The sequence below is a fragment of the Staphylococcus sp. HMSC061G12 genome, from assembly GCF_001838465.1.
Lineage (GTDB): Bacteria > Bacillota > Bacilli > Staphylococcales > Staphylococcaceae > Staphylococcus > Staphylococcus simulans.
In genome coordinates, this window is record NZ_KV837063.1 from 736 (window position 1) to 14,780 (window position 14,045).

Below are 14,045 nucleotides of genomic sequence, written 5' to 3' on the forward strand. Positions count from 1 at the left end.
CAGGCAGGCGTGTTAACCGCTACACTACGGGACCCCTTGAAAAAAGATATGTATTGCGGGAGGCGGATTTGAACCACCGACCTTCGGGTTATGAGCCCGACGAGCTACCGAACTGCTCCATCCCGCGGTAATATTATTAATCTTGCGACTTACCTATTCATCATATCACAATTTGTTAACCAATGTCAAACCTTTTTTAAAAATTTGTGAATTTTATTTTCGAAACGTTAAAGTTGTTTCGAATTTGTTATCTCTTTTTTCAAGACAATACCTAGTATATCGACTTCCCTATCTTGCGTCAACCAGTTTTCGTTAGAAATAAGTGTAATAAATATATAATTGTTATAAATTTTTATATTTAGAGTGCAAATGGTCTCTTTTTATTTACAAATCAGTGATGCTTAAGCTTTCCTTTTGTAAATTTCTTTAAGGTTACAGTAGATATTGCGTTATTTTATATCCCCTCTTAATAAAAATTCAGCAACTTAAAACGCGAATCATGCTTCAAGTTTTAAGTTACTGATTATTAATTTTATATTTAAACCATTTCTTCGCTTTCTGCGAGAAAGCCATTTCGATTCAAATCATCTATCGCATTATCTAAGATCTTTTCAGTGTCTGCAGATAATGTATGCAGATGAATACCATCTGTTAATTTCGCTAACATTGTCCCTTTAAAGCGTGTCATTTCTTCTACAAACGCTTGAATATCTTCTTCAGTTTCAATCATCAATTCAGCACGGATACTGCCATATACGGGATGCTCAACAGAAACATCATCAATCATTGCGCCATTTTCAACGATAAGTTTCAATTCTTCTTCCATCTCATCATAGTCATGTTGGCACATTACCACACGTTTACAGCTTTTTCCTTGAGGTTCAATGTCCATAAAGTAACCTTTGCTTGTTGAACTGATCGCATATTCTTTCGTTTTTAAGTGTGAGATATCTTTCACGATAATTTGTCGCGAGACACCAAAACGTTCACTCAGTTCTGAACCTTTAATGGGTCGTGTCGAACTTTGTAAGAGTTCAACGATTTCAGTTCGTCGCTGATCCGCTTGACTCATGGGCAGCCACTCCTTCTAATATCTTATCTATTTCATTAAAACATGTGTCAATTTCACCTAATGTTGAATTGCTTGAAAATGAAATACGTACATATTGATCCGCTTCATGTTCTGTTTGTTTAATCTTCTCAATTAAACCCTCACTCAATAATAAACCATGACCGCATGCTGTACCAGTTGAGATACATATATTACGGCTAGATAAAGATTGCATAATATATTGACCTTCAAATTGCGGTGTTAACAATCCAATAATATGAGGTGCTTGTTTATCACTTCTTAACACACTAAAACCAGATGCTAAAGCACGTTCAGTCGCATATTGATGGAGCTTTGTTAAATGTTCATAACCCGCATCTAATGATAAAGCTCTTGTCATTGCTAAGATGCCAGGCACATCTAACGTACCATTACGTGTACCTTCTTCATGGAAGTAATGTATATTTGTAGGTCGCACTGACTTGTGTTCAATCAACAATGCCCCTACACCTTTAGTACCTTTAAATTTATGTCCAGAGAACGCATATGAAGTAAAAGCTTGAATCGCTTTATCTTCAATCTTTTGTACAGCTTGGACACCATCCACATGAAATGGAATATTGTATGCTTGTGCGAATTCAGCAATTTCATGCACTGGTAGAATATAACCAATTTCAGAATTCACATGTTGTGCAATAATCAATACTGTCTCATTATCTACTAGTGCTTCTAAAGCTGCTAAGTCGATTGCACCTTCGTTTGTTAAAGGCATTTCTACGATTTCAAATTGTTTTTTATATGGTTCTAATGCTGCATAAATAGAAGGATGCTCATAAGGCGAAACTAAAACCTTTCCTTCTTGTGCTTGTGATAAATAAATATCAATTGCGATTTGGTTTGCATGTGATCCACTTGTTGAAAATAAAACTTCTTTATCCGTATTGAAATGTTTTTGAATATAGTGTCGGCTAGAATTCAAAGCTTCTCTTGCCATTTCTCCACCGACATGTAAACTCTCACTATTAAAAAACAACGTGTGTTGTGCTTCATTATATATTGCCAGCGCTTCTTTTGATGGTTGTGTTGTCGCTGCATTATCTAAATAAATCATATCTTTTCTCCCCCACTTGCAATTATCTTACTTTTATGACAAAATCATTGCATACATATATGTTAACATAATTGTATATATTAATGTAAATAGAGGTGTAAACATGAAACGTGTCATTGTCGTTGGGAGCGGAATTGCTGCACTCTCGTTTGTTCGTCAATTACAAGATGATATCGAAGTGATTTGTATCACTAAGGACAAGCTTGCTGAAAACAACAGTAATTTTGCCCAAGGTGGCATATGTTTTTCAAAAAGAGAAGAAGATGAAGCAATCAGCCATAGCCAAGATACTTATGAAGCCGGAGCTGAAATGGGAGATTTTAATGTAATCCAAAAAGTCATTACGAAAAGCTATCCTTTGATTCAAGCACTCGTAGATGAAGGTGTCCCATTCGATTCAAACCCAGTCACACATCATTTAGATTACGCAATGGAAGGTGCACACTCAGCTGCAAGAATTTTGCATGCTGGCGGTGATCAAACTGGTAAGTATATCGCACAACATATGGTAGAACATCTTTCTCATCCACACTTATCCATAATGGAATCAACAGAAGTCATTGATTTAATTTATAACCATGAACATCAAGTCTGTGGCGTACTTGTTTTAGATAGTACTGACGAACAACAAATCATTGAAGCTGATAGTGTCGTGTTCGCAACAGGAGGTATTAACAACCTCTTCCCTACTAACTCTAATATACCACATACCATTGCATCAGGATGTGTGGTCGCATTACGTCATGACATCGCTTTAGAAAGTATGGAAATGATTCAATTCCACCCTACTTTATTAGGTGAACCTGAACATGCCTATAGTTTAGTGTCTGAAGCTGTTAGAGGTGACGGTGGTGTGCTAGTCAATGAACAAGACATTCCGTTTATGGATAAAATACATCCGATGAAAAGCTTGGCTCCACGTGATGTGACTAGTCGTGCAATCTATCATCAACAACAAGAAGGTCACCAAGTCTTTTTAGATATTAGTGCGATTTCGAATTTTGCAGAGCGTTTCCCTACTATTTACAAAGCTGTTCAAGCACATTATCCTGAAGCGATTGCCAAACAACGCATTCCTGTTACACCAGGTGCACACTATACCGTCGGCGGCATTAAATCAGAGATTGATGGTACAACAAGTCTTGAAGGCGTGTATGCGATTGGAGAAGCGGCTTGTACAAACTTTCATGGTGCCAACCGCTTAGCCAGTAATTCATTATTAGAAGGTTTAGTTATGGGTGCTTTATGTGCCGAGAAGTTAAATCAAACTTTACAACCTGTCAGTCATAGTCATTTTAATCCAGTATTTAAAATACCTTCTATCTCAGCTGATAGAGCTGCACAATTACAACAAAAAAGTTTTGACATTTTAGGTGTGGAACGTAAAGGAATCAAAATGCAAAACTATTTGAAAGAAATTGAACAGACATTATTCGAAACATCTGAAACAGAATATGTCGATAAATCAAAATGGCAACGTTATTGTACTGTCAAATTACTACAAATCGTCTGTACAGCAGCGCTTGCTCGTCAAGAATCAAGAGGCGTACATTACAGACTTGATTATCCACATCAAGATAAGCAATTACAATTTGAACTTATTGAAATCAATTCAGGAGGCATGGAACATGTTAAATCCACTACTCGTCAGAGAGAAAATCACTCAATATTACATTGAAGATAATCAATATGGTGATTTAGCAACACACATCTTTGATCAGACACAACAAGGTACAATGTACTTAAAATCAAAAGATAACGGTATCTTTTGCGGCGAAACTATTATCAAAGAAGGATTCAAGTTATTAAAGAGTCACATCGATATCGACCAAAAAATCAAAGATGGTGAGACAGTCAAACCTGGTGATATCATCGCTGAAATTACAGGTCCTGTTTACGTATTACTTACTATGGAACGTATTGTTCTGAACTTAATTCAACGTATGTCAGGTATTGCCACACAAACACATCGTATCGCAGAAAAAATTGCGCATACTTCTACGCGCATTGTAGATACAAGAAAAACAACACCAGGCTTAGGTATCTTTGAGAAATTTGCGGTGACTGTTGGAGGTGGTTTGAACCATCGTCGTTCTTTAAATGATGGATTGATGTTGAAAGATAACCATATCGCTTTCTCTGAATCAATGGAAATTGCGATTCAAAACGCTAAAAAAGTTGTAGGTCCAATGGATAAAATTGAAGTAGAAATTGAAAATGAAGAGATGCTTAACACAGCAATCGATCAAGATGTAGACATCATTATGTTTGATAACCAAACACCAGAATGGATTGCTGAACATCTTAAAGCAGTTCCTCAACATATTCAAACTGAAGCTTCTGGTAATATTAACGAAACAAATGTCGTTGCGTACGCTGAAACTGGCGTAGATTTCATTTCAATGGGTGCTCTATTTTATGCGCAAAACGCGCTCGATATTTCTGCAAAGGTTGTGATTTAAATGTTTAACCCAATGTTATCTGTATCAAAGGAAATTCCTGAAAAGTATCTTAAAATGTCAACTGAGGAGTTAGAACAACATATTCAATCTATTAAAGATGAATTAGGTGATCGCCTATTCATGCCGACACATCATTATCAAAAAGATGAGGTCGTTCAATTTGCCGATATTACGGGTGATTCATTAGAACTTGCTCGTATCTGTAAAGAAAATACTGCTGCTGAATACTTCGTATTTAACGGTGTACACTTTATGGCAGAAACAGCAGACATCTTAACAGACGACCACCAAGACATTTACCTACCAGATTTATCTGCTGGTTGTTCTATGGCAGACATGGCAAATATCACACAAGCTTTACATGGCTATGATGTTTTAACACAAGAATTCAACTTAGATATCTTGCCATTAACTTATGTCAATTCTACTGCAGCGATTAAAAAGTTCGTTGGCGAACACGGTGGTTCATGTGTAACTAGCGGTAACGCAAAATCAGTAGTGGATTGGGCATTGAAACAAGGTAAAGTTATTTTATTCTTACCTGACCAACACTTAGGACGTAATACAGCATATGATTTAGGCATTCCACTTGAACAAATGGCAGTATGGGATCCAATTGCTAAAGAACTTGTTTATGAAGGCAAACTTGAAGATTTACGTATTGTTTTATGGAAAGGTCATTGTTCTGTACATGAGAAATTCCATAAAGCACATATCGATTTAGCACGTGAACGTGATCCTGAAATCAATGTGATTGTACACCCTGAATGTGAATTCGAAGTGGTACAAGCTGCTGATTATGCAGGCTCAACACGCTACATTATTGAAACTATCAAAAACGCACCAAAAGGTTCTCGTTGGTTAATCGGAACTGAAATGAACTTAGTGAATCGTTTAAAAGATACTTACACAGACATCACGATTGATTCATTAAACCCATTAATGTGTTCATGTTTGACTATGAACCGTATTGACCTTCCTCACCTAGCTTGGTGTTTAGATAAAATTTTAGATGGCAACCGTGATAACATCATCAAAGTTGATGCTGAAACAGCAAAATATGCGAAAGAAAGCTTAGATCGTATGTTAAGCATTACTTAATATACAATGAAAAGGTCTCTCTGAACGAGTAAATACGTCAGAGAGACCTTTTTTATCAATGATTTAATTAGCCATGCGTTTAATCATATTATTCTTTAATGCGAGGAAAGTATCATAACCATCCTCAGTCGTAAAATGACCCGCTTCATCAATAACTTTCATATCACCATCAAAAGCTTGAACTAAACGCTCTGTATCTTGATATGGAACATTCGAATCATCTTTAGATGCGATACCATAGAAATAGTCAATACGTGATTTTAAGTCTTCAATGTCTAATGTAACATCTGGAACATATAAATCAGGATTTACACCTTCAGCATTCGGACCAAACCCTGCAATACTGAAGAACCCTTCAATACGAATATCTGGATGTTGTTCTAAATATTTCAGCCCCGCAAGCGTACCGAAGCCATGTGTTACGAAATATGTTTCATATTGTGAAATTTCAATCTGCTCATTCAACTGCTTTAACCATTCTTCCATATTGACTGGTAAGTCATGTTGGATATTAACGATATCTGAATGATATCCTTCTAGCCTTAATGATTGTTCTAACCATTCATACCAATTTGAGTGGGCGTCAGCACCTTGAGCATGAATTAAAACAATATTAGTCATGTTCTTCACCTCTTGCTCTTTCAAAAAGAAAATGACCTGAAATATCAGTTTAAATGTATTGAAAACCGTCTCCTATCTTCTGTGCTCATCAAAAGATATTTAGCGATTTACAATCGTCATTAAAACTTAGGTTCAGGTCATCTTTCTCTTGTGTATTTCTCATACCTATAATATAAAATCCATCATATTATCTCATCGTCTTCAATTATAAGATTAATCCTATTTGATAAAAAGGTCAATCTTTTTCATTACAATTCGACATGTCAAAACATTTATTGTACAACTTCTGCTAAAGATTCTGCGGCATCTTTACCTTGTTGAATACAATCAGGTAAACCGACCGCTTCAAATGCTGCACCAGTAATACGTAAGTGCGGATACGTATGTTTGATATGATCTTGAATACGTCGCACTTGTTGAATATGACCTACATGATACTGTGGCATGCTTTTTGGCATACGATGAACGATTGAAAATTCCGGATCGCCTTTAATATCCATCATTTGACTTAAATCACGACGTACTGTCGCAACAATCTGTTCATCATCCATTTCTTCTAAAATGTTATCACCAGGTTTTCCGACATAAGCACGTAACAAGACTTTACCTTCTGGTGTTGTAAACGGCCATTTTTTGCTGGTCCATGTACAAGCGGTAATACGAGTATTAGAAGTTCTCGCAATCACAAAGCCAGTACCATCATACGTATTGACCACATCTTTTTCATCAAATGCTAAAACAACCGTCGCTACAGAAGTACTTTCCATTGTTTTAAAGTAATCTAATGCTGGATCTTCTGAGAACCATTGCATAAATGTTTGATGTGGTACTGTTACTAAAACGCCGTCATAAAAGTGTTTTTCGCCATTATAAACAACGTTATATCCTTTTTGGAAACCAATGATATCTTCTACTTTGGTTTGATATTGAATTGTTGTACCTTGTTCAATCACTGCATGCGTTAACGCTTCGATAAAAGAAGATAAACCATGTCTGAATTGCTTAAATTGCCCTTTAGGTGCACCAGGATACAATTGTTTTTTTCGTTGTCTTAATAACTTCTCATGGCGCATACCTTTGATCAAACTGCCGAACTCCTCTTCTCTTTCTTTAAAGTTAGGAAACGTACTCATTAAGCTTAATTTATCGATATCCGTACCATAAATACCACCCATTAAAGGTTCAATCAGATTTTCCAATACTTCATCGCCTAAACGTTGTCTGAAGAAATCTCCTACAGAAATATCTCCATCCATTTCAATAGGTTTCTTAGTTAAATCCATAGCGGCACGTAATTTACCTTTTAATGAGATTAATTGTGTTGTCATAAAAGGTTTTAAATCTGTCGGTATACCCATGATAGAACCACCAGGTATCGGATATAAACGGTTACGTGCATAGATATAAGATTGTCCTGTTTGGTTGGTAATTAATTCATCACCTAAGCCCACTTCTGTCGCAAGATCAGTCATAATTGTTTTGCGACCCAAATAAGATTCTGGACCTAATTCAATCGTGAAACCATCTTTACGATACGTTTGAATTTTACCACCCGTACGATTTGTGGCTTCAATTATTGTGACATCATATTCAGGATGTTCTTTTTTTAAATAATATGCTGCGGAAAGCCCTGTAATCCCTCCGCCGATGACTGCGATGTTCTTACTCATTTGCATCCTCTTCTTTCGTTGTTAAAACATAATAAACTTCATCTGCCATAGCACCGATAAAGAGCGGATGTGTATTTGGCATCGGTGGACGATGATAAGTTGCGCCTACTTCGTCACATACCACTTTACATTCATAATCATTATCATAAAGGACTTCTAAATGATCACAAACAAAACCAACTGGCGTATAAATAAAATGTTCATAGCCATATTCAGCTTTTAAACTTCTTGTTAAATCTTGTACATCCGGTCCGAGCCATGGTGTGCCTGTATTACCTTCAGACTGCCATCCTCTTGCTGTGTGTTGAATATTTGAAAGTTCTTCTAATAATCTTGTGTTGTCTTTTAATTGCTCTGGATATGGATCATTGGATTCTAATATCATCTTCTCAGGTAAACTGTGTGCTGAAACAACCAAAACAGTACGATCATGTTCTGCTTCAGGTATGTCTGAAAGTGTTTGATTAATTTGTTTCACCCAGTATTGAATAAATTTTGGTTGTTGATAGAAGCTGTTCACATGCGTCAATTTAATACCATGTGTTTGTGCCGCTTTCGCTGCACGTTTGTTATATGAACCTACAGAGAAATTAGAGAAATGCGGCGCTAAGACAATCGTAATCGCTTCTGTAATACCATCTTGATGCATACGTTCAACTGCATCTTCAATAAATGGATGAATATGTTTTAAACCGACATAGACTTTAAACTCAATATCTTGTTCTTCATACATTAAGTTCAATCTATCTTTTAATGCCTCCGCTTGTTCATCTGTAATTCTAGCTAATGGAGACATCCCACCTATAAATTCATAGCGATCTTTTAAATTTTGAACTTCTTCTGGTGTCGGTTTTTTACCGTGACGAATATCTGTGTAGTACGGCTCTATATCACTTTCTTGATAAGGCGTACCATACGCCATCACGAGCAGTCCAATAGTTCGAGTCATATTAAACCCTTCCTTTACCGTTCATTTTGCATTTAAATTATTTTCGTTTTGTATATTCATGGACATAATCAGCAATTTTCTTCAACGTTTCTGGTTTCACTTCTGGGAATACCCCGTGTCCTAAGTTGAAGATGTGTTTGCCGTAAGCCATTCCTTGATCTAATATTTCATCTAAGCGCGGCTGAATAACTTCCCATGGTGCTAATAACAATGAAGGATCTAAGTTGCCTTGAATTGTTTTCCTAACACCTGCATCAGCAGTATCTTTGATTGTTGTACGCCAATCAATACCTAATACATCAATCGGAAGTGAATTCCATTCTTCAATTAAATGTGTAGCATTCACACCGAATAAGATAACCGGCACATCATGTTCTGCTTTAATCCCTTTAATTAAGCGTTCCATATGCGGCTTAATGTAATATCTGAAATCAGGGGCATTTAATGCGCCAATCCACGAATCAAAGATTTGAATCAACTCTGCACCCGCTTCGATTTGTGCATTCGCATACGTGATAGACATATCTACTAAATGATTCATTAACGCAAACCATGTTGCCTCATCACGATACATCATAGCTTTAGTGAAGTGATAATTTTTAGAAGGTCCACCTTCAATCATATAACTTGCTAAAGTAAATGGTGCGCCGACAAAACCAATTAAAGGCACATTCAATTTTTCTTCCGTTAAGAGCTTAATCGTATCTAACACGTAAGGTACATCGCGTTTTGGATCAATTTGTCCTAGCTTTTCTACATCTTGAATCGTTTTGATTGTATTCTCAATCACAGGACCGATACCAGATTTAATCTCTACATCTACACCAATCGGTTTTAATGGTGTCATGATATCTTTATATAAAATTGCTGCGTCAGTTTGATAGTGATCTACTGGTAAATGTGTAACATAAGCACACAATTCAGGTTGGTGTGTAATTTCAAATAACGAATATTTCTCTTTTAAGGCACGATATTCAGGTTGAGAACGACCTGCTTGTCGCATAAACCATAATGGAGTGTGTTCAACCTCTTCTCCCTTAATCATCTTTAAAATTGTATTATTTTTTTGATGCACCACAGTATCCTCCCAAAATTATAATCATTCTAATCTATTCTAGCATATCCGTAGAATACACGTATTTTGTTGGATGTAAATGTCATAAAAAAGACATAGCAAATCACAATCGTGTAAACTTTTTCTACGTGCTTACCTTCTTTAGTTGCAACATATTACATTATGACATAATTTGTTAAAATCCTCATTGGTTCCGTTTTCAAAATCTGAAACATTTTCATCATTTCTATATCAAATTGCCCTACTAATACTATATAATAAGACTACTAGTATTTTTAATTGCTAGAAACTTATTTTTATTCTTTGTAGAATAATACAAAAAAAGGAGGAACGTGCCATGAAATTATATGCATCCTATGGTACATTCGGATACCTTAACCAAATTCGATTAAACAACCCAGATCATAACTTATTTTTATTCTCAACAAATGATTCATCAGTGATTTTTGAAGAAACTGAACAACCAACTGCTTTAAAAGAACCACTTAAATATGAAGTACTTTCAAGCATTAATGAACTTGAAGAAGAATGTTTCTATGCAGTTGTCTTTATCCCAACTTCAGAAAATCATATGTATCAATTAGAAAAACGATTAACATCATTATCTTTAAACTTGGATAAATTCCCTGGATTCAAATGTTACCGTTTCTTAAAACCAATTAAAGGAACAACTTACAAAATCTACTTTGGTTTTGCTGAGCGTAGTAACTTTGAAGATTTCAAATCTTCTCAAGTTTATCAAAATAACTTCTCTAAAACAGCGTTATCTCAATTCTTCGGTTCTAGCGGCCAACATTCAAGTTATTTTGAACGTTTCCTCTATCCGGTGGATAAAGATTAAGCAAAAGTATCTAAAAAACAAAACAACGTCCATTAGCTTAAATTGCTAATGAGACGTTGTTTTTATATATTTAGAATTAGTCTTTTAATAAGGCTTCTTGGTATTTCAATTTCTTGATAATATTTCTGATTGTCAACCAACCCACCACAAAGAATACTAATGCCATATAAAATTGTGGCGGGAAAAGGATAGCGTATGTTAACGCTAATATTACACCGATACCAAACATAATATGATATAGAAACTGACCATAGCCTTGAATTACTCTTTCTTCAGGTATAGGCCAAACTTGCGGCCATAACCCATAAGCTTGTTGTGTATAGAACTGTGCTGTTTGCAGTAAAATTATATACATAAACAGTTCGCCTACAATTAATGAAATCCATTGATTCGAAAGCCAAATCATTAACACAAGTGCAATAATAACTAATCGTAAAATGATATTGAATGCATCTTTACCTCTTAAGAAGCTACGTTTAAATAGAAATAAATACATATGCTTTGCGTTATATTGATTTGAACGCGGTCTCGGCAATAAGAAATCCAAATAACGACGACGTACTGCCGCTGAGCGCAAGTGTTTTACATCAGTGAACATATTGACGAATTTATAGTAATTCATGTGATGTTGCTGTTCAATTGCAATCAGCGCTTCCCATGGCAATAAACGTTTTGCATTACTTTTCTTTAGAACAATAATCCATGCGATAAATACAATAACAAGCAATAAACCAAACCATTGATGTGCACCTAAAATTAAAACGTATGTGATTGCAAAGAGCAGCCATTGCAGGACTTGCATAATCCATAAATGCCTTTTTGCCTGCATCCACTCTAATTTGGCAATTAAGCCGAGATATGGATAAATTAAAGCGGCAACCGCAAATAATGCGTAGTAAAGCAGATTGCCCGCTTCAAGTCTACTGAATAATGGAAAGAGTACAATTAATACAACCACTTGCAAAGCTATTCTATTTAAATAACTATAAATAATACTATAGTTCAAATAGCTACGCATATGCCGTTCAAATGGTAATAGGAATAAACGATCTGCCTCTTTAAACAAAGTTCGTAAAGGAAAGATCGAAATTACAGCAACAGCGATACTTGCTAATAATGCATATGGTATGCCAGATGGAATATGTTTAAGCCAGTTACCGTAGCCTAATATAAACGCACCGAATAAAATCAATAGAAATACTGAAAAGTGCCCATTAAAAATAAATTTATTATAGTAGGCTTTTTCTTTACTGATTGCTGTTCTTCTTTGGTTAAATAATTCTATGGCGCGATGGTCTGTCATACGTTTTGACCACCTTGCGTCACATGAATATAAATTTCATCTAATGTTTTATCATGTAAACCTGTTTGTGCTCTAAGTTCATCTAAATTACCAAAAGCAACGATACGGCCTTCATCAAGGATGATGAAGCGATCACAATAACGTTCGGCTGTTGCTAATATATGTGTACTCATCAACACAGTACGCCCTTCATTCTTCTTCTCTACCATTAAATCCAACATGGATTGAATACCTAATGGATCCAAACCAAGAAATGGCTCGTCAATGATATAAAGTTCAGGGTTGACGATAAAGGCGCAAATTATCATGACCTTCTGTTTCATCCCTTTAGAAAAATGACTTGGAAAAACTTGGAGTTCTTTTTCTAAACGAAATGTTTTTAATAACGGCATGGCACGATCCATTGCAGTTTGTTTATCAATGCCGTAAGCCATTGCAGTCATATCAATATGTTCTTGTAATGTTAATTCTTCATATATGACCGGTGCTTCAGGAATATACGATAATTTATGTCTATAGGTCTCAATGTCTTCTTTGATGTTAGTACCTGAAATAGAAAGTTCACCTGCAGCAGGTGTTAACAATCCGAGCATGTGCTTGATTGTCGTACTTTTCCCTGCACCGTTAAGGCCGATCAAGCCTACAATTTCACCATTTTTTAATTCAAAACTAATATCTTGAATCACAGGTTTTTTACCATAACCACCTGTGAGATGTTCTACTTTAACAGTCATATTCATAACCTCCAACTGTTCTTTATTGTACCAAAAAGCATGTATTAACTCATAGAGAAATCATTCGTGACATGACGTTTAAAGGCGGGTAATGCTATAATGTACTTTAAGTAAACCTTTTAAGGAGTGAATTGTGATGTCAGAAACAATTTTCAGCAAAATCATTGATGGTGAAATCCCAAGTTATAAAGTTTATGAAGATGATTATGTCTATGCATTCTTAGATATTTCGCAAGTAACGAAAGGTCACACTTTGCTTGTACCTAAGAAAGCTTCACCAAACATTTTCGAAACTGATCCAGAAACAATGCAGCATATCGGTGCAGCAATGCCTAAAATTGCCAACGCAATTAAAAAAGCATTTAATCCAGACGGCTTAAACATCATTCAAAACAATGGTGAATTTGCAGACCAATCTGTATTCCACTTACATTTCCACTTCTTACCAAGATACGAAAATGATGTGGATGGCTTCGGTTATAAATGGATTACACACGAAGAAGAATTAGGCGATGAAGCAAAAGCTAAAATTGCACAAGAGATTCAAGCACATTTTGAATGATTACCTAATTTTCGGGTAATAACATACTATATCTAAACTCAACATCATTAAATAAGGAGACTAACCTATGAAAGTAATTCGCATTTTAGGTGGATTAGTTGCTGGTACTGCTGCTGGTCTTGCTGTAACTGCTTTTAATAAAAACAGTTCTAAAGCTGGCCAAACTGAATTTGACGACAGTACAAAAGCAATTAAACAACAATCATCTAATATTTCAAGCTATGTTAATCAAATCAAAGACGGTACGCAAGAAGTTAAAACTATCGTCGATGAAGTTAAAACTTTGATTAGCGACTTTATGAAAGATATTCAACCAAATATCAATCATATTCAAGAAAATATTCAAGATATCCAAAAACGCGGTGAAGTTATCGGTGAAACGGTGCAAGGCATTACGAAAAGCCCTGATAAGAAAAACATCACACCGTACACACCAAAACAACAACCTGTTGGTAAAGACCAGCGTGAAACGGTACAACAAAATCAAACAGCTGCAGTGGAACCTAAAAAGAAACAAGTGGACACTGAAGCTGAATAATGAGTATTTAAGATCAGAACAACATCG

At 35.6% G+C, this 14,045-nt stretch carries 14 protein-coding genes and 1 tRNA gene; 6 read left to right on the forward strand and 9 right to left on the reverse strand.

All coding sequences use genetic code 11. The annotated features are described in order from the left end of the window. Positions 1-53: 53 nt before the first annotated feature. The 3 genes from HMPREF2937_RS05810 to HMPREF2937_RS05820 all read right to left on the reverse strand — a co-directional run bounded on the left by HMPREF2937_RS05810 (position 54) and on the right by HMPREF2937_RS05820 (position 2,162). Positions 54-127 (reverse strand) — tRNA-Met (locus HMPREF2937_RS05810). Positions 128-538: 411 nt separating this feature from the next. Further along, positions 539-1,072 carry a transcription repressor NadR gene (locus HMPREF2937_RS05815; protein ID WP_002481268.1) on the reverse strand — a complete coding sequence of 178 codons (534 nt, stop codon included), beginning with the start codon at positions 1,070-1,072 and terminating at the stop codon, positions 539-541. Continuing rightward, positions 1,044-2,162, reverse strand: a complete 1,119-nt coding sequence (locus HMPREF2937_RS05820) for a cysteine desulfurase family protein (protein WP_070864204.1) — start codon at positions 2,160-2,162, stop codon at positions 1,044-1,046. Before HMPREF2937_RS05820 ends, HMPREF2937_RS05815 begins: the two co-directional genes overlap by 29 nt. 103 nt (positions 2,163-2,265) lie before the next feature. Here HMPREF2937_RS05820 and HMPREF2937_RS05825 point away from each other — a divergent pair, with 103 nt between their 5' ends. Genes HMPREF2937_RS05825 through nadA form a run of 3 tightly spaced genes read left to right on the forward strand, consistent with a single transcriptional unit; the run spans position 2,266 to position 5,725 of the window. Continuing rightward, positions 2,266-3,840 carry an L-aspartate oxidase gene (locus HMPREF2937_RS05825; RefSeq protein ID WP_070864205.1) on the forward strand — a complete coding sequence of 525 codons (1,575 nt, stop codon included), beginning with the start codon at positions 2,266-2,268 and terminating at the stop codon, positions 3,838-3,840. After that, positions 3,791-4,624, forward strand: a complete 834-nt coding sequence (gene nadC / locus HMPREF2937_RS05830; protein WP_057509763.1) for a carboxylating nicotinate-nucleotide diphosphorylase — start codon at positions 3,791-3,793, stop codon at positions 4,622-4,624. The genes HMPREF2937_RS05825 and nadC overlap by 50 nt, the downstream gene beginning before the upstream one ends. Continuing rightward, positions 4,625-5,725 carry a quinolinate synthase NadA gene (gene nadA, locus HMPREF2937_RS05835; protein ID WP_002481272.1) on the forward strand — a complete coding sequence of 367 codons (1,101 nt, stop codon included), beginning with the start codon at positions 4,625-4,627 and terminating at the stop codon, positions 5,723-5,725. Between the two features lie 63 nt (positions 5,726-5,788). Here the strand turns inward: nadA and HMPREF2937_RS05840 are convergent, their stop codons facing one another. The 4 genes from HMPREF2937_RS05840 to hemE all read right to left on the reverse strand — a co-directional run bounded on the left by HMPREF2937_RS05840 (position 5,789) and on the right by hemE (position 10,043). Next, complete coding sequence (locus HMPREF2937_RS05840) at positions 5,789-6,346, reverse strand: RBBP9/YdeN family alpha/beta hydrolase (RefSeq protein ID WP_070864206.1); 558 nt, start codon at positions 6,344-6,346, stop codon at positions 5,789-5,791. A gap of 272 nt (positions 6,347-6,618) precedes the next feature. Continuing rightward, the gene (hemY, locus tag HMPREF2937_RS05845) at positions 6,619-8,016 is read right to left on the reverse strand and encodes a protoporphyrinogen oxidase (RefSeq protein WP_002481274.1); all 1,398 of its coding nucleotides are present in this window, start codon (positions 8,014-8,016) and stop codon (positions 6,619-6,621) included. Then, complete coding sequence (gene hemH / locus HMPREF2937_RS05850) at positions 8,009-8,965, reverse strand: ferrochelatase (protein WP_002481275.1); 957 nt, start codon at positions 8,963-8,965, stop codon at positions 8,009-8,011. Before hemH ends, hemY begins: the two co-directional genes overlap by 8 nt. Positions 8,966-9,002: 37 nt before the next feature. Beyond that, entirely contained in the window at positions 9,003-10,043 is a 1,041-nt protein-coding gene (gene hemE / locus HMPREF2937_RS05855) for a uroporphyrinogen decarboxylase (protein ID WP_031262862.1), read from the reverse strand. Positions 10,044-10,377: 334 nt separating this feature from the next. Between hemE and HMPREF2937_RS05860 the strand changes: the two genes are divergently transcribed. Further along, complete coding sequence (locus HMPREF2937_RS05860) at positions 10,378-10,881, forward strand: signal transduction protein TRAP (RefSeq protein ID WP_070864207.1); 504 nt, start codon at positions 10,378-10,380, stop codon at positions 10,879-10,881. Between the two features lie 76 nt (positions 10,882-10,957). On the opposite strand, the gene HMPREF2937_RS05865 is transcribed toward HMPREF2937_RS05860, so the two are convergent. Together HMPREF2937_RS05865 and HMPREF2937_RS05870 are read right to left on the reverse strand one after the other, a co-directional pair. Then, positions 10,958-12,184: an ABC transporter permease EcsB gene (locus HMPREF2937_RS05865; protein ID WP_070864208.1), complete on the reverse strand. Its 1,227-nt coding sequence runs from the start codon at positions 12,182-12,184 to the stop codon at positions 10,958-10,960. Next, the gene (locus tag HMPREF2937_RS05870; protein ID WP_023016252.1) at positions 12,181-12,918 is read right to left on the reverse strand and encodes an ABC transporter ATP-binding protein EcsA; all 738 of its coding nucleotides are present in this window, start codon (positions 12,916-12,918) and stop codon (positions 12,181-12,183) included. Before HMPREF2937_RS05870 ends, HMPREF2937_RS05865 begins: the two co-directional genes overlap by 4 nt. Positions 12,919-13,054: 136 nt before the next feature. On the opposite strand from HMPREF2937_RS05870, the gene HMPREF2937_RS05875 reads away from it, so the two are divergent. Continuing rightward, the gene (locus HMPREF2937_RS05875; protein WP_023016253.1) at positions 13,055-13,480 is read left to right on the forward strand and encodes an HIT family protein; all 426 of its coding nucleotides are present in this window, start codon (positions 13,055-13,057) and stop codon (positions 13,478-13,480) included. Between the two features lie 67 nt (positions 13,481-13,547). Further along, positions 13,548-14,018, forward strand: a complete 471-nt coding sequence (locus tag HMPREF2937_RS05880) for a YtxH domain-containing protein (RefSeq protein WP_002481281.1) — start codon at positions 13,548-13,550, stop codon at positions 14,016-14,018. Positions 14,019-14,045 lie beyond the last annotated feature (27 nt).